The organism is Actinophytocola sp. (assembly GCF_036555685.1).
Classification (GTDB): domain Bacteria; phylum Actinomycetota; class Actinomycetes; order Mycobacteriales; family Pseudonocardiaceae; genus Actinophytocola.
The window spans coordinates 1-24,312 of sequence record NZ_DATBKY010000212.1 but is presented as its reverse complement, the minus strand read 5'-3'; the positions used below and the strand labels follow the sequence as shown (position 1 = coordinate 24,312).

Annotated in this window: 23 protein-coding genes and 1 riboswitch; of the genes, 13 read left to right on the top strand and 10 right to left on the bottom strand. The window is 71.5% G+C overall.

The window, feature by feature from the left end; all coding sequences use genetic code 11:
* The coding region (locus VH969_RS19990; RefSeq protein WP_331976394.1) for a DUF933 domain-containing protein at window positions 1–137 on the top strand (137 nt) is incomplete at its 5' end.
* A gap of 36 nt (window positions 138–173) precedes the next feature.
* On the opposite strand, the gene VH969_RS19985 is transcribed toward VH969_RS19990, so the two are convergent.
* Window positions 174–611, bottom strand: coding sequence for a hypothetical protein (locus VH969_RS19985; RefSeq protein WP_331976390.1), 438 nt, complete (start codon window positions 609–611; stop codon window positions 174–176).
* Window positions 612–753: 142 nt separating this feature from the next.
* On the opposite strand from VH969_RS19985, the gene VH969_RS19980 reads away from it, so the two are divergent.
* Entirely contained in the window at window positions 754–1,401 is a 648-nt protein-coding gene (locus tag VH969_RS19980) for a hypothetical protein (protein WP_331976388.1), read from the top strand.
* Between the two features lie 60 nt (window positions 1,402–1,461).
* Here the strand turns inward: VH969_RS19980 and VH969_RS19975 are convergent, their stop codons facing one another.
* The 3 genes from VH969_RS19975 to VH969_RS19965 form a co-directional block, all read right to left on the bottom strand.
* Window positions 1,462–1,674, bottom strand: a complete 213-nt coding sequence (locus VH969_RS19975) for a hypothetical protein (RefSeq protein ID WP_331976386.1) — start codon at window positions 1,672–1,674, stop codon at window positions 1,462–1,464.
* 99 nt (window positions 1,675–1,773) lie between these two features.
* Entirely contained in the window at window positions 1,774–2,493 is a 720-nt protein-coding gene (locus VH969_RS19970) for an NIPSNAP family protein (protein ID WP_331976384.1), read from the bottom strand.
* A gap of 66 nt (window positions 2,494–2,559) precedes the next feature.
* Window positions 2,560–4,530 (bottom strand): hypothetical protein, encoded by a 1,971-nt coding sequence (locus VH969_RS19965; RefSeq protein ID WP_331976382.1) that lies wholly within the window; start codon window positions 4,528–4,530, stop codon window positions 2,560–2,562.
* 201 nt (window positions 4,531–4,731) lie between these two features.
* Between VH969_RS19965 and VH969_RS19960 the strand changes: the two genes are divergently transcribed.
* Together VH969_RS19960 and VH969_RS19955 are read left to right on the top strand one after the other, a co-directional pair.
* On the top strand, window positions 4,732–6,354 hold the full coding sequence (locus tag VH969_RS19960; RefSeq protein WP_331976380.1) for an alkaline phosphatase D family protein: 1,623 nt from the start codon (window positions 4,732–4,734) through the stop codon (window positions 6,352–6,354).
* Window positions 6,355–6,432: 78 nt separating this feature from the next.
* Window positions 6,433–7,578 carry an alkaline phosphatase PhoX gene (locus tag VH969_RS19955; RefSeq protein WP_331976378.1) on the top strand — a complete coding sequence of 382 codons (1,146 nt, stop codon included), beginning with the start codon at window positions 6,433–6,435 and terminating at the stop codon, window positions 7,576–7,578.
* On the opposite strand, the gene VH969_RS19950 is transcribed toward VH969_RS19955, so the two are convergent.
* The gene (locus VH969_RS19950) at window positions 7,579–7,884 is read right to left on the bottom strand and encodes a 4a-hydroxytetrahydrobiopterin dehydratase (protein ID WP_331976376.1); all 306 of its coding nucleotides are present in this window, start codon (window positions 7,882–7,884) and stop codon (window positions 7,579–7,581) included. It abuts the gene before it with no gap.
* A 44-nt stretch (window positions 7,885–7,928) separates the two neighbouring features.
* Window positions 7,929–8,039, top strand: a riboswitch (TPP riboswitch).
* On the opposite strand from VH969_RS19950, the gene VH969_RS19945 reads away from it, so the two are divergent.
* From VH969_RS19945 to VH969_RS19935, 3 genes are all read left to right on the top strand, one after another.
* Entirely contained in the window at window positions 8,033–9,079 is a 1,047-nt protein-coding gene (locus VH969_RS19945) for a thiamine ABC transporter substrate-binding protein (protein ID WP_331976374.1), read from the top strand. It overlaps the preceding riboswitch by 7 nt.
* A gap of 17 nt (window positions 9,080–9,096) precedes the next feature.
* Window positions 9,097–10,653 (top strand): ABC transporter permease, encoded by a 1,557-nt coding sequence (locus VH969_RS19940; protein WP_331976392.1) that lies wholly within the window; start codon window positions 9,097–9,099, stop codon window positions 10,651–10,653.
* A complete protein-coding gene (locus VH969_RS19935) occupies window positions 10,653–11,690 on the top strand; it encodes an ABC transporter ATP-binding protein (RefSeq protein ID WP_331976372.1) in 1,038 nt (345 codons plus the stop codon). The genes VH969_RS19940 and VH969_RS19935 overlap by 1 nt, the downstream gene beginning before the upstream one ends.
* Here VH969_RS19935 and VH969_RS19930 read toward each other — a convergent pair.
* From VH969_RS19930 to VH969_RS19920, 3 genes are all read right to left on the bottom strand, one after another.
* A complete protein-coding gene (locus VH969_RS19930) occupies window positions 11,641–12,510 on the bottom strand; it encodes an ABC transporter permease (RefSeq protein ID WP_331976370.1) in 870 nt (289 codons plus the stop codon). The genes VH969_RS19935 and VH969_RS19930 overlap by 50 nt on opposite strands.
* Window positions 12,511–12,665: 155 nt before the next feature.
* A complete protein-coding gene (locus tag VH969_RS19925; protein WP_331976368.1) occupies window positions 12,666–13,688 on the bottom strand; it encodes an ABC transporter ATP-binding protein in 1,023 nt (340 codons plus the stop codon).
* A 14-nt stretch (window positions 13,689–13,702) separates the two neighbouring features.
* Entirely contained in the window at window positions 13,703–14,770 is a 1,068-nt protein-coding gene (locus VH969_RS19920) for a LolA family protein (protein WP_331976366.1), read from the bottom strand.
* Window positions 14,771–14,919: 149 nt separating this feature from the next.
* Here VH969_RS19920 and VH969_RS19915 point away from each other — a divergent pair, with 149 nt between their 5' ends.
* From VH969_RS19915 to VH969_RS19905, 3 genes are all read left to right on the top strand, one after another.
* Complete coding sequence (locus VH969_RS19915) at window positions 14,920–15,636, top strand: response regulator transcription factor (protein ID WP_331976364.1); 717 nt, start codon at window positions 14,920–14,922, stop codon at window positions 15,634–15,636.
* Window positions 15,633–16,982: a sensor histidine kinase gene (locus tag VH969_RS19910; protein ID WP_331976362.1), complete on the top strand. Its 1,350-nt coding sequence runs from the start codon at window positions 15,633–15,635 to the stop codon at window positions 16,980–16,982. Before VH969_RS19915 ends, VH969_RS19910 begins: the two co-directional genes overlap by 4 nt.
* A gap of 228 nt (window positions 16,983–17,210) precedes the next feature.
* A complete protein-coding gene (locus VH969_RS19905) occupies window positions 17,211–17,921 on the top strand; it encodes a (deoxy)nucleoside triphosphate pyrophosphohydrolase (protein WP_331976360.1) in 711 nt (236 codons plus the stop codon).
* Here the strand turns inward: VH969_RS19905 and trpS are convergent.
* Window positions 17,904–18,881: a tryptophan--tRNA ligase gene (gene trpS, locus VH969_RS19900; protein WP_331976358.1), complete on the bottom strand. Its 978-nt coding sequence runs from the start codon at window positions 18,879–18,881 to the stop codon at window positions 17,904–17,906. The genes VH969_RS19905 and trpS overlap by 18 nt on opposite strands.
* A 161-nt stretch (window positions 18,882–19,042) precedes the next feature.
* Window positions 19,043–19,204, bottom strand: coding sequence for a hypothetical protein (locus VH969_RS19895; RefSeq protein ID WP_331976356.1), 162 nt, complete (start codon window positions 19,202–19,204; stop codon window positions 19,043–19,045).
* A 146-nt stretch (window positions 19,205–19,350) separates the two neighbouring features.
* Between VH969_RS19895 and typA the strand changes: the two genes are divergently transcribed.
* From typA to VH969_RS19880, 3 genes are all read left to right on the top strand, one after another.
* Window positions 19,351–21,261: a translational GTPase TypA gene (typA, locus tag VH969_RS19890; protein ID WP_331976354.1), complete on the top strand. Its 1,911-nt coding sequence runs from the start codon at window positions 19,351–19,353 to the stop codon at window positions 21,259–21,261.
* A 121-nt stretch (window positions 21,262–21,382) separates the two neighbouring features.
* Window positions 21,383–23,101: an ABC transporter family substrate-binding protein gene (locus tag VH969_RS19885; protein ID WP_331976352.1), complete on the top strand. Its 1,719-nt coding sequence runs from the start codon at window positions 21,383–21,385 to the stop codon at window positions 23,099–23,101.
* A gap of 483 nt (window positions 23,102–23,584) precedes the next feature.
* Window positions 23,585–24,312: peptide ABC transporter substrate-binding protein (locus VH969_RS19880; RefSeq protein ID WP_331976350.1), on the top strand; the 728-nt coding region annotated here is incomplete at its 3' end.

Genomic DNA, 24,312 nt, shown 5'->3' with positions numbered 1-24,312 from the left:
CCGAGGTCGTCTCGTACGACGACCTGGTGGCGGCGGGCTCGATGGCGGCCGCCAAGGCGGCGGGCAAGGTCCGCATGGAGGGCAAGGACTACGTGATGGCGGACGGCGACGTGGTGGAGTTCCGCTTCAACGTCTGACCTGAGCCGGTTCCCCGGCACGGGTTTCTCCGGGCATCAACCGGGGACCAGGATGGGTACGAGGGCGTTCAGCTCGCTGATCAACAGACGCAACCCCAACCGGAGGCGTTCGTCGGCGTCGCCGAGCAGGGTCTCGCACTCCCGGACAGCGGCGTCCCGTTCGCTGGCGTAGATGCCGAACACGTCGGTCGCCGCGGTCCGGATCCAGGCCAGCTGGTCGTCGTTGGACGCGGCGAGGGCGCGGGCGACCACGACGTAGCCGGCCTTGTCCCGGCGGCGAAGCACCGCCTCGGCCGTCGCCCGGGTCACGTAGGTGTCGCGGGTGTCGAGCACCAGCGCCACAAGCGACTCACGAACCTGCGCGATGTCGGCGAACACGGCCAGACAGCGGCCCGCATCGGCGCGATCCCGGTAGTCGAGGCTGCTCGCCAGCGTGACGAGAGGATCTATCACCACGTGCCTCGCGCTGTCCATGCGCCGATCTTTCCAGAACCGGACCAGCCGATCACGACATCGCGCGCTCTCGCGCGGCGAGAATGCCCGAGACGGCCACGAGCGCGGCGGGATCTGGTATCAACGGGCGGCGAGTTGGCGTCGTGTCGGTGGGAGACGTCCTATGGCGAACCTTGTCTCGTTCGTGTGCGCGGTGGTGCCCGCGGTGGTGTTGTCGCTGCTCGGCGTGCCGCTGCCGATCGTCGTCCTGGTGATGGTCGGCTGCGGGCTGGCCGGGCTCTTCCTCGCCAACCGGAGCCGCGCGGACGAGCGGCGGGAGACCGACCGGATCCAGATGGCGGCCGTGACCCTGGCCGACTGGGCGCACCGCAACGACGGCCACTGCGAGACCGACCTCGCCGAGCTCCCCGCGGACGGCTGGGAGCTGCCCGCGACCCCCTGGTTCCACGGCGCGGTGCTCGCGCTCGGCCGGCGTGACGGGTTCGAGGTAGGCGTGACGTGCTTCCTCGAAGCCGACACCGAGGGCGCGACCAGCCCGCACACCGGCTACCTCGTCCGCGTACCGGAGGCGTCGCCGCAGGTGAACCTGAACCGCGCGCAGCTGCGCAAGATCCGCCGCGGCGGACAGCACGACGGGCTGCCCGAGCCCGTGCGGGAGCGGGTCGCCGGGGTACCCGCGGACACGGAGTCGCTGGACGTCGTGGGCGGGGTGCTGTACCTGGTGCGGCCGCGGTGGCCGGAGTTCAGTGCCCCCGACGACGAGGTCGCGGCCGCGGTAGGCGTCGCGGCCGCCCTTGCCGAGAAGCATTGACCGACAGGGAATCACCCACCGCGCCCCTCCAGTGTGGACGGCGGGTGGAAATGAACGTACTCAGTGTGCGGCGCGGACCGGTTCGGTCGGCGTCATGCCCGCGGCGACCAGTGCGGCGGAGCGGATCGCCTCGTGCAGCTGCCAGATCGACTGCGGGGGCAGGTAGAAGCCCTCGCCGGGCGGCGGCAGCACGGCGACGCGCCCGTCCGAGACGGTGACCACCAGGCTGCGCTGACGGTCCAGTCCGTCGACGACGGGAACGTCCCAGATCATTTGCGGCTCCATAGGGCCACCTCCGTTGCGCTCTAACCGCTCAGAGGGTCGCGCGGAGCTGGCCCGATGTTACGGGTGGCCGAACGGCGTCACTACTGGTCAGCGCAGCAGGGACCGCGCCGTGGGCGCAAGATGCAGCTGCTCGGGGCCCCGCGCGAGGTGCTTGGTGAGCAGCGGCAGCAGGTCGTGCGTCCATCGCGTGGACCTGCCGAGCAGCCGGATGTGCTCGAGGTGGGCGTCCTGGTCGCCGAAGGCGGCCACCCACGCGAACACGTTCTCCCCGGTCCGCACGGGCAGCGCGGGGAAGTTGTTCTCGCGCGGGTCTGTGCGCAGGCAGGCGAGCGGCGGGGCACCGAGGTCGGCGAGCAGCGGGCGCACGTCGCGGACGAACAGGTCCGCGAACTCGTCACCGGCGCCCGGGGGCAGGTGGTACAGCGTGATCGTCACGAGCGAGGACGCGCCGGCGGCCGAGCCGGCGTCCGGCCGCGGGCCGGCCAGGTCGAAGCCGGTGTCCCCGGCGGCCGGGCGCAGCAGCAGGACGTCGTCGGAGTCGATCATCGTGGCGTTGGCCGCCTCGCGGTGCGCCCGCCAGACCGGCCCGCCGTAGAACGCCCGCAGCGCCTCGCCGCGGGTGTCCATGTCCGGGAACCCGCGCAACCACACGAACCGGTCGTCGTCGTCCAGGTCCCGGAACTGGCCGTACAACCGCATGCCGGTCGCCTCCTGCGACTCGACCAGCTCGCGCTCAAACAGCTCGATCAACACGTCTCGCTTGCCCGGGCGCAGGGTGTACTGCCTGAGCTCGAGAACCTCGGTCATCGCGGGGGCCGCTCCTTCCGCGGTGGAGACTCCGGTGGGCGACACCCTATTGGGGTAGACCGACGGTCAGCCCGTCGGGATCGCTACGCAGGGAGCGCCTCCGCAGACGTCGATCAGCTCGCCCGTCGCCAGGAAGTGTGCCGCCTGCGCTCGCGCGGCCGGGGTGTTCGCCGTGTCGTTGTGCGGGTCGTGGCCCGCCACCGGCGGCAGGTTGCCCAGTGGCGGCGGGGGCGAGCCGCTGTCCCACAGCACCAGCGCCGAGCCGCGGAACGGGAAGCCCGGCACCGACGGGATGTGCCACTGCGGCTCGGCGGCCGGGTCGCGGCCGGGCTTCAGCGCCGGGCGCACCACGTGCAGCCCGAGCGTGCGCGCCTCGACCTCGGTCGCGAAGTTGGACACCTGGTGGTCGCCGAACGCCTGGTGCAGCAGGACCTGCTTGACCGGCGTGCCGGGCAGCGGGTCGCGGGTGACGTGGTTGGCGTAGCCGTCGCTCTCGCCGCGGTCCCACAGCATCTGCAGGAGCGCGAAGCCGATCTGCTGCTCGAGCCGGTCCGGGTAGTGCTGGTCCAGCACCGGCTGGAGCGCCTGGAACGGCGCGGCCCGGTTGAGCAGCGTCGAGAAGTTGATCGCCGGCACGAGCAGCACCGCGCGGGTGTAGTCCTGCGCCAGCGCCGCGAGCGCGCCGCCCTGGATGCCGCCGAGGCTGATGCCCGCGTAGGTCAGCCCGGCGCCACGGTCGAGCAGGCCGGCGAACTCCGGCATGGCGGCGAAGCCGTGCGCGTGGATCATGGCGCGCCCGAGGAACATCATGTTCAGGTAAGCCTGCTGCATCCGGTCCGGGATCGAGGGGAACCCGGACAGGTCGCCGAGCATGTTCGCCACGAACCCGACGTCCTCGCTGGACATGCCGAGCCAGCTCGCCGCGCAGGGCATCGTGTTGGCCTCGTTCGCGACCGCGCCGAGGGCGTCCACCACGGTGTGGTCGCCGAACAGCCCGTGGCCGAACAGCAGCGGCCGCGCCGGGCCGCCGGTCGCCGTGCTGCGCGGGATGTTGCACTGGAACGTCGCCTGGTAGATGCCGTTCGCCGCGGGCCGGCCGTCCGGCCCGTACGTCATCCGGGAACCGGGACCGCCATCCGGGCGGTCGAGGTACTTGGGCACCTCGATCGTGCCGGTGACCTTGCGAACGAACGCGGGGTCCGCCTCGGGCGCCGGGTTCTCGACCTTCGTGATCGTGACCTTCGGCGGCGCGTCGCCGAGCGCGGCGAAGGCCTGGTCGCGCATCGACAGCGCGCGGCCGGTCAGGTTCTTCGTGCTGGCGACCGTGAAGTCCCACGCGAGGTGCAGGTCGGACAGCCGCACGCCGGCCCGCCAGAGCCGGACCAGGGCCGGGCGCAGCGTCAGCCAGCGCTTGAACAGGCCCGGATCGTCGGGCGGCCGCCAGCTCAGCATCTGCTTGAACACCGGGCCGGCCGGGATCGGCTTGCCGAAGACGTCGACCAGGTTGCGCAGGCCGACGACGTAGTGGTGGCCCTCGATCAGGTTGCGCGCGGGGCGGATGATCAGCGCCTGGCGCTGCCAGTCGGTGGCCCGCTGGTCCTGCTCGACCCAGTACGGGTGGCGCTTGCCCGTCGTGGCGTCGAGCAGCACGATCGGCGCGTCGGGACGCAGCGACCTGCCGATGTCGGTGAGCTGGGCGGCGCCGGTCTTCGTGAGGTCGATGCCGGGCACCGCGGTGACGATCATCGAACCGGGCGAGAAGCCGTCGTTGCGGTTCCACTCGGCCGGGTCGATCGGCACGCCGGAGGTGTTGCGCGGCATCATCTCCGGCGTCAGGTTGACCCGCCGCCCGGTCGGCGTGGACCGGTCCGGCACGGTGAAGTAGTCGTTCGGGAACGGCAGCAGGCAATCGGCCGCGACGATCGGATCGCACGGCGGAGCCGGGGCGCGGGCCGCGGGTGGCGCGGCCGTGGCGGGCAGCGCGACGAGCGCGGCGAGGAACGCGAAAACCAGCGCGGGCACCAGCGACCGCTTCATGTTCGGCCTCTCCCCAGATTCGGCGAAACCGGATCACCGCCGAACCTGGCACGAGCCACCGCGGATCGCTAGCGCCGAACGGTTCAGTCCAATCGGCGGCTGCGGCCGAACGGAGCAACGCGTTGGTCCGCCCGATTTCGTCGTTATGTGGCCTCGCCCGTCGGATGTTTTCATCTTTCGCGGACCCCGAAGGAGATCCCGATGCCCCAGCTCCTGCTCGGCCCGCTCCTGCGGCACGTGGACACCAGATCGGCGACGGTCTGGGTCGAGACGGACGCGCCCTGCACCGTCGAGGTCGCGGGCGCCTCCGCGCACACCTTCACCGTGGCCGGCCACCACTACGCGCTCGTCGTCATCACCGGACTCGAACCCGGCACCAGCACGCCCTACGAGGTCTTGCTGGACGGCGAGCGGGTCTGGCCGCTGCCCGACTTCCCGCCGAGCCGGATCCGCACGTTCCCGGACAGCGGCGACCCGGAGTTCCTCATGGTGTTCGGCTCGTGCCGGATGCCGGAGAGCCACGACCCCGCGGAGCGGCGGTCGATGGGCACCGACGCCCTCGCCGCGTACGCCAGGCGGATGCTCGACCAGGACGAGCGCGACTGGCCGGACTCGCTGATGCTGCTGGGCGACCAGGTCTACGCGGACGAGACCACCAAGGCGACCCGGGAGTGGATCGCGAAGCGGCGCGGGTTGGAGACGCCGCCGGCCGCGGAGGTCGCGGACTTCGAGGAGTACACCCGGCTCTATCACGAGTCGTGGTCGACACCGCTGCCCCGCTGGCTGATGTCGACCGTGCCCACGTCGATGATCTTCGACGACCACGACGTGCGCGACGACTGGAACACCTCCCAGACGTGGCGCGACGAGATGGAGCAGACGTCGTGGTGGGCCGACCGCGAACGTGGCGCGCTCGCGACGTACTGGATCTACCAGCACATCGGCAACCTCTCGCCGGAGGACCTGGCCGAGGAGGAGATCTACGACAAGGTCCTCGTCACCGGCCGCGAAGGCGACGCCGCGGACGTGCTGCGCGACTTCGCCGACCGCGCGCGGAACGAGGTCAACGGCCGCAAGGGCACCCGGTGGAGCTACCGCCGGGACTTCGGCAACGTGCGCCTGCTCGTCATCGACACGCGGTCGGGCCGCATCCTGTCGGGCGGCGCGCGCTCGATGGTCGGCGACGGTGAGTTCGAGTGGATCGAGGAGCACGCCGACGGGAACTACGACCACCTGCTGATCGGCTCGTCGCTGCCGTGGCTGATGCCGCACGCGATCAACCACCTGCAGTCGATGAACGAGGTCGCGTGCCGGCGGCCCGGCCGGCGGGGCCGGCTCGCGGAGTGGCTGCGGCAGACCGCGGACCTCGAGCACTGGCCGTCGTTCCGCGCGTCGTACGACCGGCTGACGCGGCTGATCCTGCGCATCGCCAAGGGAAACGCGGCCACGGTGTGCGTGCTGTCCGGGGACGTGCACCACGTCTACGCCGCGCGGGCGCGCTTTCCGGAGCCGGTCAACGCGGCGGTGTACCAGCTGACCTGCTCGCCGGTGCACAACCGGATCGAGCTGCTCATGCGCCCGGTGTTCGTGGCGGCGTGGTGGCGCCCGCTCGCCGCGGTGCTGCGCAGGTGGATGTACCGATCGCCGCAGATCAACCCGCTGCCGGTGGAGTGGGACAAGCTGTCCGGCCCGTACTTCGGCAACGCGATCGCGACGCTGCGCACGTCCGGCCGCCGCGCGGAGATGGTGGTGGAACGCGCGGACGGCGGGGCCGACGATCCGCACCTCGTCCCCCTGCCGACGCTGACCCTGACCGAAGGCTGAGGCGCATACCGATACGCCGTTCGGCCTACGTCGCCCGTGGCTGTACGGACACAGTTGATCACACTACGTTGCTGGCGCATGGAGCGACGCAACTTCCTCAAGGTGTCGGTGGTGGGCGCGACGGCGGCGGCGTTCGGCGGGGCCTCCTGGCTGAGCGCGTTCTCCGCCTCGGCCGCGGACGGGGACGGGCCCTACGGTCCGCTGCTGCCCGCCGACGCGAACGGCGTCGCGCTCCCCGAGGGGTTCACCAGCCGGATCGTCGGGCGCAGCCTCGAGAAGGTCGCCGGCACGGACTACCTGTGGCACATGGCGCCGGACGGCGGCGCGTGCTTCGCCGACGGGGACGGCTGGATCTACACCTGCAACAGCGAGGTGCCGCTGCTCGGCGGCGTCGGCGCGATCAAGTTCGCCGCTGATGGGTCCATAGTGGACGCCTACCGCACGCTCGACAAGACCGACGTCAACTGCTCCGGCGGCAGGACGCCGTGGAACACCTGGCTGTCCTGCGAAGAGGTCGACAAGGGCGAGGTGTACGAGACCGACCCGTTCGGCGCCAACCCGGCGGTGGTGCGCCCGGCGATGGGCCGGTTCAAGCACGAGGCCTGCGCCGTCGACCCCGACCGCCAGGTGATCTATCTCACCGAGGACGTGCCCGACGGTGGCTTCTACCGCTTCACGCCGACTACCTGGCCGGACCTGTCCGCGGGCACGCTCGAGATCCTGGTCGGCCCCGAGGACCAGACGAGCGGCGCGGTCACCTGGGCGACCGTGCCCGACCCGTCCGCCGAGGACGACGACACCCGCGACCAGGTCGAGGGCTCGAAGCCGTTCGACGGCGGCGAGGGCTGCTACTACGCGGCCGGGACCTGCTGGTTCACCACCAAGGGCGACAACCGGGTGTGGGCCTACGACGCCGCGAACAGCGCGATCAGCCTCACCTACGACGCGGACGGCCCGCTGTCCGGTGTGGACGCCGTGACCGGCAGGTCGAACGGCGACCTGTTCGTCGCCGAGGACGGCGGCAACATGGAGATCTGCATCATCACGCCCGACGGCGTGGTGGCGCCGTTCCTGCGGGTCGACGGGCACGACGGCTCGGAGATCACCGGCCCGGCGTTCAGCCCCGACGGCACCCGGCTGTACTTCTCCTCCCAGCGGGGCACCGGCGGCGGCACGACCGACCCCGGCATGACGTTCGAGGTGACCGGCCCGTTCCGGGGTTGATCACTCCGGCGGCGTGCCGATCGCGTCGATGACCCCGTCGATCTCCTCGGCGAGGCTGACATCGGATTCGGTGACCCCGCCCGCCGAGTGTGTCGTCACGCGGAAGGTGAGCGTCCGCCAGCGGATGTCGATGTCCGGGTGGTGGTTGTTGTTCTCGGCGATCTCGGCCACCCGGTTCACCACCTGGATGGCCTGCGGGAAGCTCGCCAGCTCGACGGTGCGCGCGAAGGCACCCTCGTCGTTTCGCCAGTCGGTGAGGCGGCCGAGGGCCTTTCCCTTGTCTTCGTCACTGAGCAACTCGGGCATATCTCCATGGTGCCGCCTCCCGGCCCCGGGCGCACCGGTAGGCTTGGCGATCTCACGGGAGTCCGGTGCCGCCGGGCTGAGAGGAGGGCCGTAGCCCTCGACCGTCGAACCTGATCCGGGTCATGCCGGCGCAGGGAGGAGGCTTCGCATGCGAAAGGTTCCCGTCGTTCTCGCCGCGGCGCTGGCGGTGTCGCTGGCCGGCTGCACGCTGACCGAGGGCGACTCCGACACCGGCTCGGGCGGCAAGAAGGTCGTGCTCGTCACGCACGACTCGTGGGCCGCGCCGAAGGACCTGCTGGACGAGTTCAAGAACGACACCGGCATCACGATCGACGTGCGGAAGGTCGGCGACGCGGGCGCGCTGACCAACCAGCTGGTGCTCACCAAGGACGACCCGATCGGCGACATCGCGTTCGGCGTCGACAACACGTTCGCCTCGCGTGCGCTCGAGGAGAACGTGTTCGCCGCGTACCGCAGCCCGGACGCGGACAAGGGCGCGCAGCGCTACCAGGTCGACGACTCGGGCCGGCTGACCGCGATCGACACCGGCGACGTCTGCCTCAACATCGACCCGGCCGCCTTCGCCGCGAAGCGGGTGCCGGAGCCGAAGACCTACGCGGACCTGACCAAGACCGAGTACCGCGACATGCTCGTGGTCGAGGACCCGGCGACGTCCTCGCCGGGGCTGGCGTTCCTGCTCGGCACGATCGCGTCGCTCGGCGAGGACGGCTGGCGGGAGTACTGGGTCGCGCTGAAGGGTGTCGGCATGAAGGTGGTCAGCGGCTGGGAGGAGGCCTACACGCAGGACTTCTCCGGCTCGTCGGGCCAGGGCGACCGCCCGATCGTGGTGTCCTACGCGTCCTCGCCGGCCGCCGAGGTCGGCAAGGACGGCAAGCCGGCGACGAAGGCGCTGCTGGACACGTGCTTCCGCCAGGTCGAGTACGCGGGCGTGCTGAACGGCGCGAAGGACCCGGACTCGGCGAGGAAGGTCCTGGACTTCCTGCTGTCGGAGAAGTTCCAGGCGGCGGTTCCGGAGTCGATGTACGTCTATCCGGCGCGTTCGGGCGTCGAGCTGCCGAAGGCGTGGCAGCAGGCCGCCCCGCAACCGAAGTCGTCCGCGACCCTGCCGCCGGCTGACATCCAGCAGAACCGGGAGCGGTGGATCGACGAGTGGCGCGGTCTCGTCCAGGGCTAGCGCCTGCGCTGGTTTCGCTGTTGCCGCTGGGTTTCCTCGCGGTCTTCTTCGTCTGGCCGGTGGTCGCGATCCTGCGACTGGGCCTCGGCGAGGGCGGCGTGCTCACGGTGCTGGCGAGCCCGGAGACGTGGCGGCTGGTCGCGTTCACGGTCGGGCAGGCGGCGGCGTCGACCGCGGTGGCGCTCGTCGCCGGGCTGCCCGTGGCGTTCCTGCTGGCCCGGACGTCGTTGCCGGGCCTGGGTTTTGTGCGCGTCGTGATCCTGGTGCCGTTCGTGTTGCCGACCGTCGTGGTGGGGCTCGCGTTCCGCACGCTGCTGCCCGACGGCGGGGCCTTCGCGATCGTGCTGGCGAACAGCTTCTTCAACGTGGCGGTGGTGGCGCGCACGGTCGCCGGGCTGTGGTCACACCTGGACCGGCGGGCGCCGGACGCGGCCCGGTCGCTGGGCGCGTCGCCGCTGCGGGCGTTCACGTCGGTGACGCTGCCCGCGCTGGCGCCGGCGATCGGGTCGGCCGCGGCGGTCGTGTTCCTGTTCTGCGCAACGAGCTTCGGCGTGGTGCTGATCCTCGGCGGTTCGCGGCTGCGGACGCTGGAGACGGAGATCTACCTGCGGACGGTCGAGCTGCTGGATCTGTCCGGCGCGGCCGCGCTGTCGTTGCTGCAGCTCGCGGCCGTGGTCGCGGCGCTGTCGGTCGGGGCGGTCGCGCGGCGGCGGCGGGAGAGCGCCTTGCGCCTGCGGGCGCCCGCGTCGGTGGCGCGGCGGCCCAGCGGTGGCGAGTGGGTCGTCGTCGGTGTCGCGCTCGCGGTGGTCGGGTCGCTGATGCTGCCGATCGTGGTGCTGGTGTCGCGTTCGCTCGCGGGCGGGCTAGCCGGGTACCGGGCGCTCGGCTCGACCGGGTATGCGGGCTCGCTGCAGGTGTCCGGAGTGGACGCCGCGCTGAACTCCGTGCGCGCGGCCACGGACGCGACGTTCCTGGCCGTCACGCTGGGCGCGCTGGCTTCGGTGGTGCTGGTGTCCCTGTCGCGGAGCCGGGTGCGGCGAGGTTTCGTCGAGACGATGGACACCGCGCTGATGCTGCCGCTCGGCGTGTCGGCGGTGACCGTGGGCTTCGGGTACCTGATCACGCTCAACCTGCTGCCGGGTGACCTGCGGACCTCGCCGGTGCTGGTGCCGCTGGCGCAGGCGCTGGTGGTGACGCCGCTGGTGATCCGGCTGCTGCTGCCGGTGCTGCGCTCGATCGACTCGCGGCTGCGCCAGGCGGCGGCCTCGCTCGGCGCGTCGCCGCTGCGGGTGTGGCGCGAGGTCGACGTCCCGCTGGCCGGCCGGTCGCTGCTGACGGCGATCGCGTTCGGGTACGTGGTGGCGCTGGGCGAGTTCGGCGCGACGAGCTTCCTGGCGCGACCGGACACGGCGACCCTGCCGGTCGCGATCGCGCGGCTGCTGTCGCGGCCGGGTGAGCTGAACAACCAGATGGCGTACGCCGCGTGCACGCTGTTGATCCTGGTGACGATCGCCGCGGTGGCGATCGTGGAGTCGGTGCGGGTGCCGGGCCGCGCAGCGGTCGGGGAGTTCTGATGGGCCTCACGGTGGAGGGGCTGACGGTCCGCTACGGCTCGCTGGCCGCGGTGTCCGATGTGGACCTGGCGGTGGCGGACGGTTCCGTTGTGGCGTTGCTGGGCCCGTCCGGGTGCGGCAAGTCGACGTTGCTGCGCGCGGTCGCGGGCCTCGAGCCGCCCGCCGCCGGTCGGGTGTGCTGGGACGGCGCCGACCTGGCCGGCGTGCCGGTCCACCGGCGCGAGTTCGGCCTGGTCTTCCAGGACGGGCAGCTGTTCCCGCACCGGGACGTGGCCGGCAACGTGGCGTTCGGCCTGGGGATGCGCGGCGTCCCACGGGCGTCCGCACGCGAGCGGGTCGCGGAGCTGCTCGACCTGGTGGGCCTCGCCGGTTACGAGGCGCGGAGGTCGACCGAGCTGTCGGGCGGCGAGCAGCAGCGGGTCGCGCTGGCGCGGGCGCTCGCTCCCCGGCCCCGGCTGCTGCTGCTCGACGAGCCGCTGTCGGCCCTCGACCGCGCACTCCGCGAGCAGCTGGCACTCGACCTCGCACGGGTGCTGACCGGCACGACGGCGCTGGTGGTCACCCACGACCACGACGAGGCGTTCACCCTGGCCGACCATGTGGCCGTGATGCGCGCCGGCCGGATCGTCCAGACCGGCCCGCCGACAAAGGTCTGGCGCGAGCCGGCGGACGAGGAGACGGCGCGCTTCCTCGGCTGCGGCGCATTCGTGCCGGCGACCGTCCACAATGGCGTAGCGACGTGTGAGCTGGGCGCGGTCGAGCTCCCGTGGGCCCCGCCGGGCGAAGCCGTCCTCGGTCTGCGCCCGACCGCCCTCCGCCCGGCCGTGACCGGCGTGAAGGGCGACGTCGTGCAGCGCGTCCACCGCCGCGACCACGTCCGGTTGCGGGTGCGGTTGGAGGACGGCCACGAGGTCGACGCGGTGGCCGGTGTGCTGGATGTCGCCGACACGGTCACCCTGGCCCTGGACCCGGACGGGGTCGCGCTGATCAGCCGTCGCGAACGACCATCCGGCCGAGGGCGACCGAGTAGCCGATGAGGATGTAGCACCCGGTGCGAAGGATCCCGTCGGTGATGGCGTCGGTGGGCATCGGATCGCGGGCCACGTCGGCGAGCGCGGGCCAGCCGGTGGTGATCAGCACGGGGTGCAGCCAGGCCAGCGTCGAGATCGCCGTGAGCACGCTGAAGATGATCACGCCGCCGAGCGTCACCGAGATCACGACCAAGGGGTGATCGGTGAACGTCGAGACGGCGAGCGCGACGGCCGCCACTCCCCACACCTGGATGACCACGAGGACGGTCAGCAGCGCGATCCGCCCGATCGACTGGCCGAACGGCAATGTCGACCCGGACACGGTCAGCATGTGATCGCCGCCGAGAATCGCCATACCGGCGATCACCGCGACGACGGCCATGATCGTGACCGCGATGAACGTCAGTACCGCGATCCCGAACGCCTTCACGGCGAGCAGTCGAACCCGCCCGACCGGCGCGAGCAACAGGTTGCGCAACCCACCGGCGGCGGCCTCGCCGGAGATCGCGTCGGCCGACCACATCGTGCCCATCAGCGGCAGCAACATGGTCATGCAGAGCAACAACACGAAGACGGGCAGGAGTAACCCGTTGTCGGCCACGATCGCCGAAAGGCCCGCGATGGCCTGCTGCCCGGGCGGCCCTTGCGGCGCGGCGGAGGCCACGGAAATCCCGATGGCCGCAATGATCGGCACCGCGGCGGCGAGCCCGAGGGCAGCCATGGTCCGAGGCCGCCGGATCATGAAGCGAAGCTCGGCCCGCAACAGCCGGAGAATGGGCGCCCTGGTCCGCGTCACGCGCAGCGGAATCGCCACATCAGCAGTCATGCGATCTCCCGCCGCCCAATCAAGCCCGGCACGACAACGTTCTTCCCCGAACCATCCACGTCGACCGCCCCAAGTCCGCCAGTCCACAACGACCCCGACCCGATGCCGGACTCGTCCGACCCCGACCGCCCCTCACAAGCACACATCGGCGACCGTCACCCGGCCCGATCCGAAGTCAGCTCCCGAGTGACCACGGTCGACAACCCGGCCTCCGGTGGCTCCGCGTCCGTCAACCGTGCGAACAAGTCCTCCAGCCCGGTCCGCTGCCGCCGAACCTCGTGCACCGCCACCCCGGCCCGAACGAGCGTGGCCACGACCTCGGGAGCCGTCGTGGCCGTCAGATCCACCTTGACGCCGTCAGGCGTGGCACGAGCCGGCACCCGGTTGTCCCGCAGTGCGTCGACCGCGGCCGCGGAGTCCGGCGTGGACACCAGCAGCCCGGAGTTGCCGGCTTCGAGCAGCTCCGCGAGCTCTCCCTGCGCCACCACCGAGCCCTGGTGCAGGACGGCAACGTGCGTGCACGTCGCCTCCACCTCGGCCAGCAGGTGCGACGACACCAGCACCGTCGTGCCCGCCGCGTGCAGGTCGGCGATCACCGCGCGGACCTCGCGGGTGCCGGCCGGGTCGAGACCGTTCGTCGGCTCGTCCAGGACGACCAGCTTGCGCGGCAGCAGCAGCGCGGCCGCGAGGCCGAGGCGCTGCTTCATGCCGAGCGAGTAGCCGCGGTAACGCCGGCCGGCCGCCGCGCCCAGGCCGACCCGTTCCAGTGCCTCGTCGACCGCACGCGGGATGCCCGCGGTGGCCAGATGCGGCTCCGCGGCCGCACAGCGCACGAGGTTCTCCCGGCCGGACAGGAACGGGTGGAAGCCCGGCCCCTCGACCAGCGCGCCGACCTGCGGCAGCGCGTAGCCGAGCTCGGTGGGTAACTGGTGCCCCAGCAACTCCACCGCCCCGGCTGTCGGTGTGACCAGGCCGAGCAGCATGCGGATCGTCGTCGTCTTGCCGGATCCGTTGGGCCCCAGCATGCCCAGGACCGAGCCGACCGGCACATCCAGGTCGACGTGGTCGACCGCGACCGTCCGGCCGTAGACCTTGCGCAGGTTCCGGGTGCGGGCGGCCAAGCGGACGGGAGCTCCCGCGGTCACTGCCGCGGGAGCCTCACCCTCCCCGATAACCATGCCGGTCACGCTAGTCACTTGCCGAGCGCCTCGGTGAGAACCTGCTCCGGCACGGCGCCGATCGCCACGCGGCCGTCCTCGGTGATCAGCGCGGTGCCGACCTTCGACGAGATGGCCCAGCCGGTACCGAAGTCACCGTGCACCTCCTTGCCGATGCGGCTGAGGAACGTGACCGCGGTTTCCTCGCCGCTGCCACCGGGCATGGTCAACGCGTCCTTCGGCAGCTTGCCGGTCAGCACGGTGTCCCAGCCGTTGCCGACGGTGTCCAGGTCGAGCTGCGAGAACAGCTCGTCCGGCGACTTGCCGTGGATCTTCTCGTCCGGCTCGTGCACGGTCACCTTCGCACCCTCGGGTGGGGTGAACCGGAACAGGCTCGCGTCCTGCGGGCCGTTGTCGAACTCGGTGAAGCCGACCTTCAGCGCCGGGTCGGCCTGGCCGTTCGCTAGCACCTCGAACTGCAGCGGCACGCGCGTCTCGGAGTCGATCGACACGCGGATCTCGCGCAGCAGCGTGCGCTCGGTCGGCTTGGGCGCCAGCACCAGCTGGTACACCGGCCGATCGGCGACCCGGGCGGTGCCGTCGACCTCGACCGTGCTGTCCTCCTGCATGGCGTTCACGAGCTCGCGGGCGGCCGTCGCCGGGTCGGCGAACTTGCCCTCGAGCGGGGTGTGCTTCTGGCCCGCACCGTGCGGCGTCTTGACGACCGTCTTGTCCGCGGAGTCCCACACCCACACGGTCTTGCCGTCGTCGACCACGGTCGTCTCGCCGCCGCGGTTCGGCACCGAGATCCGGCCCCGGCCGTGCCCGTCGGTGTAGACGCGGACCTGGTCACCGTCGCCGCCCATCGAGCCCGGCAGCCCGGGGATCGGCAGGCCGAGGTTGTTCTGCATCTCGACCGAGCCACCCAGCGCAGGCACGTCGTTCTTGGTCAGCACCGACTCGACCAGCTGGTCGGCGCTGATCGGCGGCAGCGCCGGCGGGGCCTCCCCCGCCCCGGCCGGCGATGCCAGGAACACCAGGCCGGCGACGCCCGCGACGGTGCCCGCCGCCGCGAACGTGAGTGCCGTCCTCTTGGAATTCATCGCACACCCCTCAAATCGGCTCCACGGATTTCTCCCGTGGCATCGAGGTTGCTACACGGCGACTGAGATGACGCTGAGAGTGACCGCCGAGCTGAGAGTTGCCTGAGAGCATCCGCGGATTGTCGGTGCCTCGCGGCATGCTGGGCACCATGAAACCGCGCGTGCTGGTGGTGGACGACGAACTCGGGGTGCGCAGGGCGCTGCAGCGCGGCCTGTCCGCGGAGGGCATGGAGGTCGTCGCCGCCGCGGACGGGCCGGGGGCGCTGGACATCGCGCGCACCGGTGCGTTCGACGTGATCCTGCTCGACATCATGTTGCCGGGGCTGTCCGGCTACCGGGTGCTGCAGCAGTTACGCGCGGAGGGCATCAGCACCCCGGTGCTGCTCGTGTCGGCGAAGGACGGCGAGATCGACCAGGCCGACGGCCTGGACCTGGGCGCCGACGGGTACCTGGTGAAGCCGTTCTCGTTCGTCGTGCTGGTCGCGCAGGTGCGGGCGGTGCTGCGCCGTGGCCTCGGCGAGGGTGCCGACCGGCGGCTGCGGGTCGGCGAGCTGGTGGTCGACCGGGCGATGCGCGAGGTGCGGTTCGGGGGCGAGCCGGTGCCGCTCTCGCCGCGTGAGTTCGCCGTCCTCGAGGTGCTGGTCGGGCGCGCGGGCACGGTCGTCACGAAGGACGAGCTCTTACGCACCGTCTGGGGCGACGAGCTGGCCGCCACGCGAAACGCCGTCGAGGTCTACGTGGGCTACCTGCGCCGCAAGTTGGACGCGGCGGGCGCGGGTGGGATCGTGCGTACCGTGCGAGGACACGGATACATGGCGTCGAGCAGCGAGCTGGACGCGGTGCTGGAACCCGGGCGCGGCCGTTGAGCGGAGCCCTCGGGCGGATCGTCGGGCGCCTGTGGCTCGGGCGGACGCTGCGGTTCCGCATCACCAGCGTCGTGACCGTGGTGACGTTGGCGGTGCTGCTCCTGCTCGCCGTGCAGACGAGCCGGTTGATCGGGCCGCTGCTGGTCACCTCGGCGGACGCGCAGCTGCAGTCCATCCTGGACACGGCGGCGGCCGATGTGCGCGCGGGCAGGCAGCCCACGGACACGCCCACCGGCGTGCGCGCCCGGGTGCTGGACACGGCGGGCGCGCCGAAGGATGGCGTCGGCCCGGCGCCGCTGACCGCGGCCGAGGTCGACACGCTGAAGGCGGGCACGCCGGTGCTGCGGCTGCAGGACGACCCGCCACTGCGCTGGCTCGGCACGGTGGCGACGGCGCCGGACGGGTCGCAGCGGCTCGTGGTCGTCGGCACGACGCTGACCGGGTATTTCGCCGCACAGCAGCGGGCGCTGGACTGGCTCGTCGGTGCCGCGTTCCTCGGCTCGGCGGCGGTGGGCCTCGCGACGTGGTTCGCGGTGCGCTCGTCGCTGCGCCCGGTGGAGCGGCTGCGCAGCGCGGCCACCCGGCTGCCGGCCGGCCGGCGGCTGCCGCTGCCGACCGCGCATGACGAGCTGCGCTCGCTTGCGGCGGCGCTGAACGGCCTGCTGGCACGGCGGGACGAGGCGAGCGACCGGCTGCGAAGGTTCACCGGGGATGCGGCGCACGAGCTGCGCTCGCCGGTGGCGTCGATCCGGATCCAGGCGGAGGTGGCGGTCGCGAACCCGGACCCGGAGCTGGCACACGAGGTGCTCGAGGAGGTCGTGCACGAGTCCGAACGGCTGTCCACTTTGGTCGAGGGCTTGCTGACGCTGGCCCGCTCGGACGCCGGCGAGCTCCCCGCGGCCGAGCCGGTCGACGTGGTCACCGCGGCCCGCGAGGCGGTGGACCGCCTGGGCGACGCGGGCCCGGTGGTGTCGGTGAGCGCACCGAGCGGCCCGTGCTGGGTGTCGGCGGCGCCGGCGGAGGTGGACCTGGTGCTGGACAACCTGCTCCGCAACGCGGCCCGCCACGCACGCGCGAAGATCACGGTCACGGTGCTCGCCCGGATGACGTGGATCTGGCTGGTCGTGGACGACGACGGCGAGGGGGTCGCGGAGGAGCACCGGGAGCGGGTGTTCGACCGGTTCTACCGCGTGCAGGACGACCGCGCCCGGACTTCGGGTGGGGCCGGTTTGGGGTTGGCGCTGGTGGCCGAGGTAGTGCGGCGGCGTGGTGGGACGGTGGCAGTTGGGGACTCCCCGGAGGGCGGGGCGAGGTTTCAGGTGCGGTGGCGGGAGCTTCAGACTTGACCTCGCCGGCTGGTCCTGGCTGGGCTGTGTCGTCGGAGTTGGGGTGCGGGGCGTGTTGGGTGGGACGCCGGCGGCGCCTGTCCTCGGCGGGGACAGAGTGGGTCGGCCAAGGCGACCTTGGCCGACCATGGTCGGGAGACGGGTGTGCTTTGACGTCGCTGCGGTGTGGGAGTCGTTGACTTGAAGTTCTTGCGTACGACCGCTCTCGTTGACGCGCCCCTGCGCATCGTGTCCGCAACGCTCACGGAGCGGGCCTTGTTCTCAGGCGACGGGCCGTTGGCGCCCGGAGATGAGCTTCGGCTCTCCGCCGGGCGGGTTCGGGTCGCCGAGGTCGGCCTGGCGGGGTTGCGGTTGGTGCCCGTCGGCGGGATGGGGGCCATCGAGTTCGGGGTTCGGCTTGTGGCGACCGGGGCCGGGGTGCTCGTGACCGTCACCGCCCAGTCGCCCGGTCCTTGGGTCGGGATGGTCTTTCGGCGGCGGTTGCTCGGCCTGCTCGGGTCTACTGTGGACCGGATCCGCGAGCGGGCGGCCGCCCTCCGAGGCGCCTCGGTGGTTGTCGGGGCGGCGATCGTGCGTGGCAACACCGTGTTGGCGCAGCAGCGCGCCTACCCGCCCGCCGCGGCCGGGAAGTGGGAGTTGCCCGGTGGGCGGGTCGAGGCCGGCGAGTCCGATGTGGATGCCGTGCGCCGGGAGTGTGCCGAGGAGCTCGGGGTCGACGTGCGTGTCGGCACAGCCGTCGGGCCCGATGTCGTTCTTGAAAACGGGGCGTTGTTGCGCATTCATGTTGCCGAACTGGTGGACGGCGAGGCCGTGCCGCAGCCGCACGATCACCAGGCCGTGCGCTGGCTGAGCCCCGGCCGGCTCGGCAGCGTGGAATGGCTGCCGGCCGACCGGGTGCTGCTGCCCGCGCTGCGCCGGTTGCTAACCGACGCCGGCTAGGCGGCGCGCGGCGGCCAGCCGGTGCGCGCCTCGTTCGGAGGCCAGGGCCGCGCCCCGCGCACGAATCCGGTCCAGCTCGGCCGTGTCGGCCAGGAGTTCCTGGGTCCGTTCCCGAACCGGACGCAACTCCTCGATCACCGCCTCCGTCACCGCCTCCTTCAGCTCTCCGTACGACCCGAACCCGCCGGCTGTCTCGCGTACCGGCTTGCCCGTGCACGCGGCCAGGATCTCCAGCAGGTTCGCGAGCCCGGGCTGCTCGGCGGGCCGGTACTCCAGCCGGCCGAGGCCGTCGGTCACGGCGCGTCTTATCTTGCGGCGCAACAGGTCCGGCTCGTCCATGACGAACAGGACGCCTGCCGCGTCGCGGGCCGACTTGTCCATCTTCCGGGACGGGTCCGCGAGATCCATGATTCGCGCGCCTGCCGGTGGCGTGACCGCCCGTGGCACGACGAACGCGTCGCCGTACGCGCCGTTGAACCGCCTGGCCAGGGTCCTCGCCAGCTCGACGTGCTGGGCCTGGTCCTCACCGACGGGCACCTCGTCCGCACCCTGCAACAGGATGTCGGCCGCCATGAGCACGGGATACGTGAACAGGCTGACCCGCACCGGAGTGGCCTCGAGCTCGCGCCGGTTGCTCTTCTCCTTGAACTGCGTCATCCGCGCGGCCTCGCCGAACGAACACGTGCACTCGAGGATCCAGGTCAGCGCCCCCAGCTGCGGCAGCAGGTCCGACTGCACGAACACCTGGTCCGGCTCGATGCCCGAGGCGACGAGGTTCGCCAGCAGCTCACGCGCCAGCACCCGCAGGCGCTGCGGGTTGTACGCGCTGGTCATGCCGTGCAGGTCGCTCACGAAGTACAGGTCGCCAGGTCTGCCTTCGGATGCCCAGCGGCGGATGGCACCGAGGTAGTTGCCCAGGGTGGCGTTGCCGGACGGGGTGACACCGGAGAAGCGGGTCATCGTGGGAACTCCTTCGTGGTCGCCGCCGCCCACCCGGAGAGCCCCAGAAACACCGAAGGCCGCCCGAACCGGGCGGCCTGTTGGTCAACGCATGCGTCACAGCCGCCGGTCGGCGGCCCACCACATGGTGTTGACGTTGCGCATGCCGGACATCATACCGGTCACGCGGCCTTCTCGAGGTCCGCCTTCGCGCGCTTGAGGGCGAGCACCGGGCAACGCTTGCACCGCGACGAGGAACGGCAGCACTTCTTCTTGACCTTGCCCTTCTTCATCAGCTTGCGCACGGTGTCCGCCGGGGACTTCGCGCCGTGCTTCTTGCCCACATCCACTCCAGCAAGCTCGAGGACAGCTTAGGTTAGGCTAATCTTCGACCGGCGCGCCAGAGCCGGCGGCTATCCTGGACGGTGCCGCGCCGCACGTCCGCGCGAGCAGCAAGCGAAGCCACACCATGAACCAGGAGCACACGCGCGTGCCTGCAACCGAAGCGCCCGCGGTCGCCAGGACCGACCTCCGCAACGTCGCGATCGTCGCGCACGTCGACCACGGCAAGACCACGCTGGTCGACGCGATGCTGCGCCAGTCCGGGGCCTTCTCCGCACGCACCGAACCGGTCGACCGCGTGATGGACTCCGGCGAGCTCGAGCGCGAGAAGGGCATCACGATCCTCGCGAAGAACACCGCCGTGCGCCGCGAGACGCCGGACGGCACGGTCACGATCAACGTGATCGACACCCCGGGCCACGCGGACTTCGGCGGCGAGGTGGAGCGCGGCCTGTCGATGGTCGACGGCGTGCTGCTGCTCGTGGACGCCAGCGAGGGCCCGCTGCCCCAGACCCGCTTCGTGCTGCGCAAGACGCTCGCCGCCGGGCTGCCGGTGGTCCTCGTCGTCAACAAGGTCGACCGGCCCGACGCGCGCATCGACGAGGTCGTCGCCGAGACCCACGACCTGCTGCTCGACCTAGCCACGGAGCTCGACGAGGTCGACGGGTTCGACAGCACGAGCATCCTCGACCTGCCGGTCATCTACGCCTCCGCCCGCGCCGGCCGCGCCGGCCTCAAGGCGCCCGCCGACGGCGAGCTGCCGGACAGCGACAACCTCGACCCGCTCTTCGACACGCTCCTCGAGCACGTCCCACCGCCCGCCGGCGACCCGGAGGCCCCGCTGCGCGCCCTGGTCACGAACCTCGACGCGTCCAGCTTCCTCGGCCGCATCGCTCTGTGCCGCATCCATGCCGGCACCATGCGCAAGGGCCAGACCGTCGGCTGGTGCCGCGCGGACGGCAGCGTCACGAACGTCCGCATCACCGAGCTGCTGCTCACCGAAGCCCTGGAGCGCAAGTCCGCCACGCACGCCGAGGCGGGCGACATCGTGGCCATCGCCGGCATCCCGGAGATCACGATCGGCGACACGCTCGCCGACCCCGACGACCCGCGTCCGCTGCCGCGCATCAGCGTCGACGAGCCCGCGATCTCCGTGACGATCGGGGTCAACACGTCGCCGCTGGCCGGCCGGGGCGGTGGCGGCAAGCTCACCGCCCGGCTGCTGAAGAACCGGCTCGACGCCGAGCTCGTCGGCAACGTGTCGATCCGCATCCTGCCCACGGAGCGGCCCGACACGTGGGAGGTCCAGGGCCGCGGCGAGCTGGCGCTGGCCGTGCTCGTGGAGACCATGCGCCGCGAGGGCTTCGAGCTGACCGTCGGCCGGCCCGAGGTCGTCACCCGCACCGTCGACGGCACCCTCTGCGAGCCGTTCGAGCGGCTGACGGTCGACGCCCCGGAGGAGTACCTCGGCGCGGTCACCCAGCTCCTCGCCGCGCGCAAGGGCCGCCTCGAGCACATGGGCGGCCACGGCACCGGCCGGGTCAAGGTCGAGTACGTCGTGCCGTCGCGCGGGCTCATCGGTTTCCGGACCGACTTCCTCACCGAGACCCGCGGCACCGGGATCGCGAACACGATCTTCGAGGGTTATTTCCCCTGGGCGGGCCAGATCCGCGGCCGGCATTCCGGCTCGCTGGTCGCCGACCGGTCCGGTTCGGTCACGAGCTACGCGATGCTGCAGCTCGCCGATCGCGGCACGTTCTTCGTCGAGCCGGGCGCGGACGTCTACCAGGGGATGGTCGTCGGGGAGAACCCCCGTGCCGAGGACCTCGACGTCAACGTCACGCGGGAGAAGAAGCTGACCAACATGCGCTCGTCGACCGGCGACGAGCTCGAGCGGCTCGCCCGGCCGCGCAAGCTGGTGCTCGAGGAGGCACTCGAGTTCTGCGCGGTCGACGAGTGCGTCGAGGTGGCGCCGAACGTGGTGCGCATCCGCAAGGTGATCCTGGACAGTGTGCAGCGGGCACGCGAGCGCGCCCGGGCGAAGTCGCGGGATGCCTGACGGAACCACGGACCGTACCGATACGTCACGAGGTCGGGGGAAACCCGGCCGCCGGACGTAGTGTCCGACCCGTCTGGCAGGGTCACCAGGCACCGGTTGGCTCGAGGGGAGGTGAACCGGCGTGGCACGGCGGGACTCGTTGCGCATCACCCTGACCGCGGCGGTGGCGACCCTCGCGCTGGCCGCCTGCACGCCGGCGCCGCGCTACGTCGACACCCCGGTCACGAGCCCGGTCCCCGACAAGGTCGACACCGGCGAGGTCGTCGTCGGCGTGAGCAACATCGCGGGCGGCTACAACCCGCACGACATCGCCGACCAGTCCGCGATCACGACCGCGCTCGCCAATGTCTTGCTGCCGTCGGTGTTCCGGCCCGGACCGGACGGCGTCCCGCAGCTCGACCGCACCTTCATGACGTCCGCGAGCGTCACGAAGGCCGATCCGTACACGGTCACCTACAAGATCCGGTCCGACGCCTCGTGGTCGGACGCCGCCCCGGTCGCCGCCGAGGACTTCGTGTACCTCTGGCAGCAGATCACCGGCAACCCGGGCACGATCGACGCCGCCGGCTACCGGCTCATCACCGACATCAACGCCCGCGACGCCGGCAAGGTCGTCGAGGTCGTGTTCGACAAGCCCTACCCCGGCTGGCGCACGCTGTTCTCCGGCCTGCTGCCCGCGCACCTGCTCAAGGACGCACCCGGCGGCTGGAACGGCGCGCTGCAGGGCAACTACCCGGCGACCGCGGGCCCGTACGCGCTCAAGACGCTCGACACCGACCGCGGCGAGGTCGTGCTCGAGCGCAACGACCGCTACTGGGACCGGCCGGCCACACTGGACCGGATCGTCATGCGCCGCGCCGACCAGACCGGCATCTTCGAGGCGCTGGAGGCCGGTCATGACCAGCTGGCCCTGGCCCGGACCGACTCCGTCGGCGCGAACCTGCTCTCCGACCTCGGCCCGGTCGTGACGACCAAGACCGTGCCGCGACCGACCGTGACCACGCTCGCGCTGCGCCCGGACCGCCCGCAGCTGGCCGACCTCGATGTGCGGCAGGCGATCGTGGCGCTGCTGGACCGCAAGCAGCTCATCACCGTCGGCACCGGCAACGGTCCGGCCGCCGCGCTTCCGGCCGACGCCCAGGCGCTCGCGCCCAGCGTGCCCGGCTACAAGCCGACGATCCCGGCCGCGGGCGGCGTGTCGACCGCCGCAAGGCCCGATCCGAAGGTCGCCGCCCGGCTGCTCGGCGACGCCGGCTACACGAAGACGGCCGCCGGCTGGACCCGGGCCGGCAAGCCGCTGCGGCTCGTCGTCGCCGCGCCCGAGGAGCGGGAGGCCCCCCAGCGGATCGCGAACGAGGCGGCGCGTCAGCTCGACGCGGCCGGCATCACGGCCGAGGTGATCACCCCGCCGGCGAACCAGCTCTACGCCCAGCTGTACGCGGGCGAGACCGAGCAGGGCTCCGACGGGCAGGACAACGGCGATCCGTTCGACCTCGCCGTGATCGGCCAGCCGGCCGGCGGGGACGCCGCGACCACGCTCGCGACGAACCTCGGCTGCGCCCCCGCCCAGGCGGGCGAGCCGCCGGTGGCGGCGAACCCGCTCGGCTTCTGCGACGCCGGCCTGCAGGCCACCGTGGACGCCGCCCTGTCCGGGGCACTCTCGGTGACCGATGCCCTCGCCACGGTCGAGCCGGCGGTCTGGAAGTCGGCCGTTTCGATGCCCTTGTTCCAGGAGGCGGACACCCTCGCCGTCCGGCCGGAGGTGTCCGGTGTGTCTGTCGGACCACCGCTCGCTGGTCCGTTCGCCGACGCTGCCAGGTGGCAGCGTTCGGCTCCGTGACCGACAAATCGGACGCATACCGGACCCGCGAACGATCATGGTCATGAGTACCGCGGTGCGGAATGGACAGTCGACGGAAATACACTTGGTGGACATCTGTGTGCTATTGGCGCCACCGCCAAAAGTATGTTCCCACCTGCCATTTAGTACCGTGCGGTAACCATTGGGTCGCGTGCCGCCACCACCGTGTCACCCTTTGGTCACGATCGGGTCTTAGTGCGTGACGGGGGATGTCGGAGTTCCTACCGTCCTGCAACGGTGCGTCGGCGGATGGCCGCCGACGCGTCACAAGATCACCATGTGGGTGCTGATCAGACACGAGGTCCACGACGACGTGCACTAGTAGTGAAGCCGCGAAACGGACGGAGCTTTCCCCGACCCGCCCCCGCTTCGTGGCCTACCCCCGCTCCGTGCACGATGTGTCACGACAACACAGGGCGCACGCCCGTCAAGTGCGTGCTCGCTCATGGAGGAACTAACTTGATGAGGAACAAAGCAGCGTGGCTACGGGCCGCTGCCGGCCTCGCGGCCGCGACGCTCGTGCTCACCGCCTGCTCCCAGAAGGAGAACACGGGTAGCAGCGCGAACGAGGGCGGCGACAACGCCAAGCCATCATCCGGCTGGGAAGAGACCCAGGTGCCGGAGATCAAGGAAGGCAAGCAGGGCGGAACCTTCCGCCTGGCGATCACCGAGCCGACCGCGATCGACCCCTACAACGCCCAGGAGTCCGAGGGCATCCTGGTCACGAAGTACCTGTTCACCGGCCTGACCGTGTCCGACCCCGACGGCAAGATCGAGCCGGGCGTGGCGGACAAGTGGGAGAGCAACGACGACTGCACCGAGTGGACCTTCAACCTGAAGACGGGCACGAAGTTCCACAACGGTGAGGAAGTCACCTCGGAGTCGTTCAAGCGGGGTTGGGAGCGCGTGGCGGCCAAGTCGTCCGCGTCCGAGGTTTCCTACCACCTTGCCGGCATCAAGGGCTTCGACGAGATGCAGGCCGGCACCGCCAAGGCGCTGTCCGGTGTGGACGCCTCCGACCCGGCGACCCTGAAGGTCACCCTGTCGGAGCCGAACTGCGAATTCTACATGCGCACGTTCCACACCGTGTTCAGCCCGGTGCCGTCGACGGCCGGTGACCCGAACAAGAACAAGGCGTTCGTCGAGGCGCCGGTCGGCAACGGGCCGTTCATGATGGACGGCAAGTGGCA

Excerpts from the sequence above, each read along its gene's own strand:
- VH969_RS19985 (WP_331976390.1), bottom strand. The coding sequence starts at position 611 with ATGGACAGCGCGAGGCACGTGGTGATAGATCCTCTCGTCACGCTGGCG.
- VH969_RS19980 (WP_331976388.1), top strand. The coding sequence starts at position 754 with ATGGCGAACCTTGTCTCGTTCGTGTGCGCGGTGGTGCCCGCGGTGGTG.
- VH969_RS19975 (WP_331976386.1), bottom strand. The coding sequence starts at position 1,674 with ATGATCTGGGACGTTCCCGTCGTCGACGGACTGGACCGTCAGCGCAGC.
- VH969_RS19970 (WP_331976384.1), bottom strand. The coding sequence starts at position 2,493 with ATGACCGAGGTTCTCGAGCTCAGGCAGTACACCCTGCGCCCGGGCAAG.
- VH969_RS19965 (WP_331976382.1), bottom strand. The coding sequence starts at position 4,530 with ATGAAGCGGTCGCTGGTGCCCGCGCTGGTTTTCGCGTTCCTCGCCGCG.
- VH969_RS19960 (WP_331976380.1), top strand. The coding sequence starts at position 4,732 with ATGCCCCAGCTCCTGCTCGGCCCGCTCCTGCGGCACGTGGACACCAGA.
- VH969_RS19955 (WP_331976378.1), top strand. The coding sequence starts at position 6,433 with ATGGAGCGACGCAACTTCCTCAAGGTGTCGGTGGTGGGCGCGACGGCG.
- VH969_RS19950 (WP_331976376.1), bottom strand. The coding sequence starts at position 7,884 with ATGCCCGAGTTGCTCAGTGACGAAGACAAGGGAAAGGCCCTCGGCCGC.
- VH969_RS19945 (WP_331976374.1), top strand. The coding sequence starts at position 8,033 with ATGCGAAAGGTTCCCGTCGTTCTCGCCGCGGCGCTGGCGGTGTCGCTG.
- VH969_RS19935 (WP_331976372.1), top strand. The coding sequence starts at position 10,653 with ATGGGCCTCACGGTGGAGGGGCTGACGGTCCGCTACGGCTCGCTGGCC.
- VH969_RS19930 (WP_331976370.1), bottom strand. The coding sequence starts at position 12,510 with ATGACTGCTGATGTGGCGATTCCGCTGCGCGTGACGCGGACCAGGGCG.
- VH969_RS19925 (WP_331976368.1), bottom strand. The coding sequence starts at position 13,688 with ATGGTTATCGGGGAGGGTGAGGCTCCCGCGGCAGTGACCGCGGGAGCT.
- VH969_RS19920 (WP_331976366.1), bottom strand. The coding sequence starts at position 14,770 with ATGAATTCCAAGAGGACGGCACTCACGTTCGCGGCGGCGGGCACCGTC.
- VH969_RS19915 (WP_331976364.1), top strand. The coding sequence starts at position 14,920 with ATGAAACCGCGCGTGCTGGTGGTGGACGACGAACTCGGGGTGCGCAGG.
- trpS (WP_331976358.1), bottom strand. The coding sequence starts at position 18,881 with ATGACCCGCTTCTCCGGTGTCACCCCGTCCGGCAACGCCACCCTGGGC.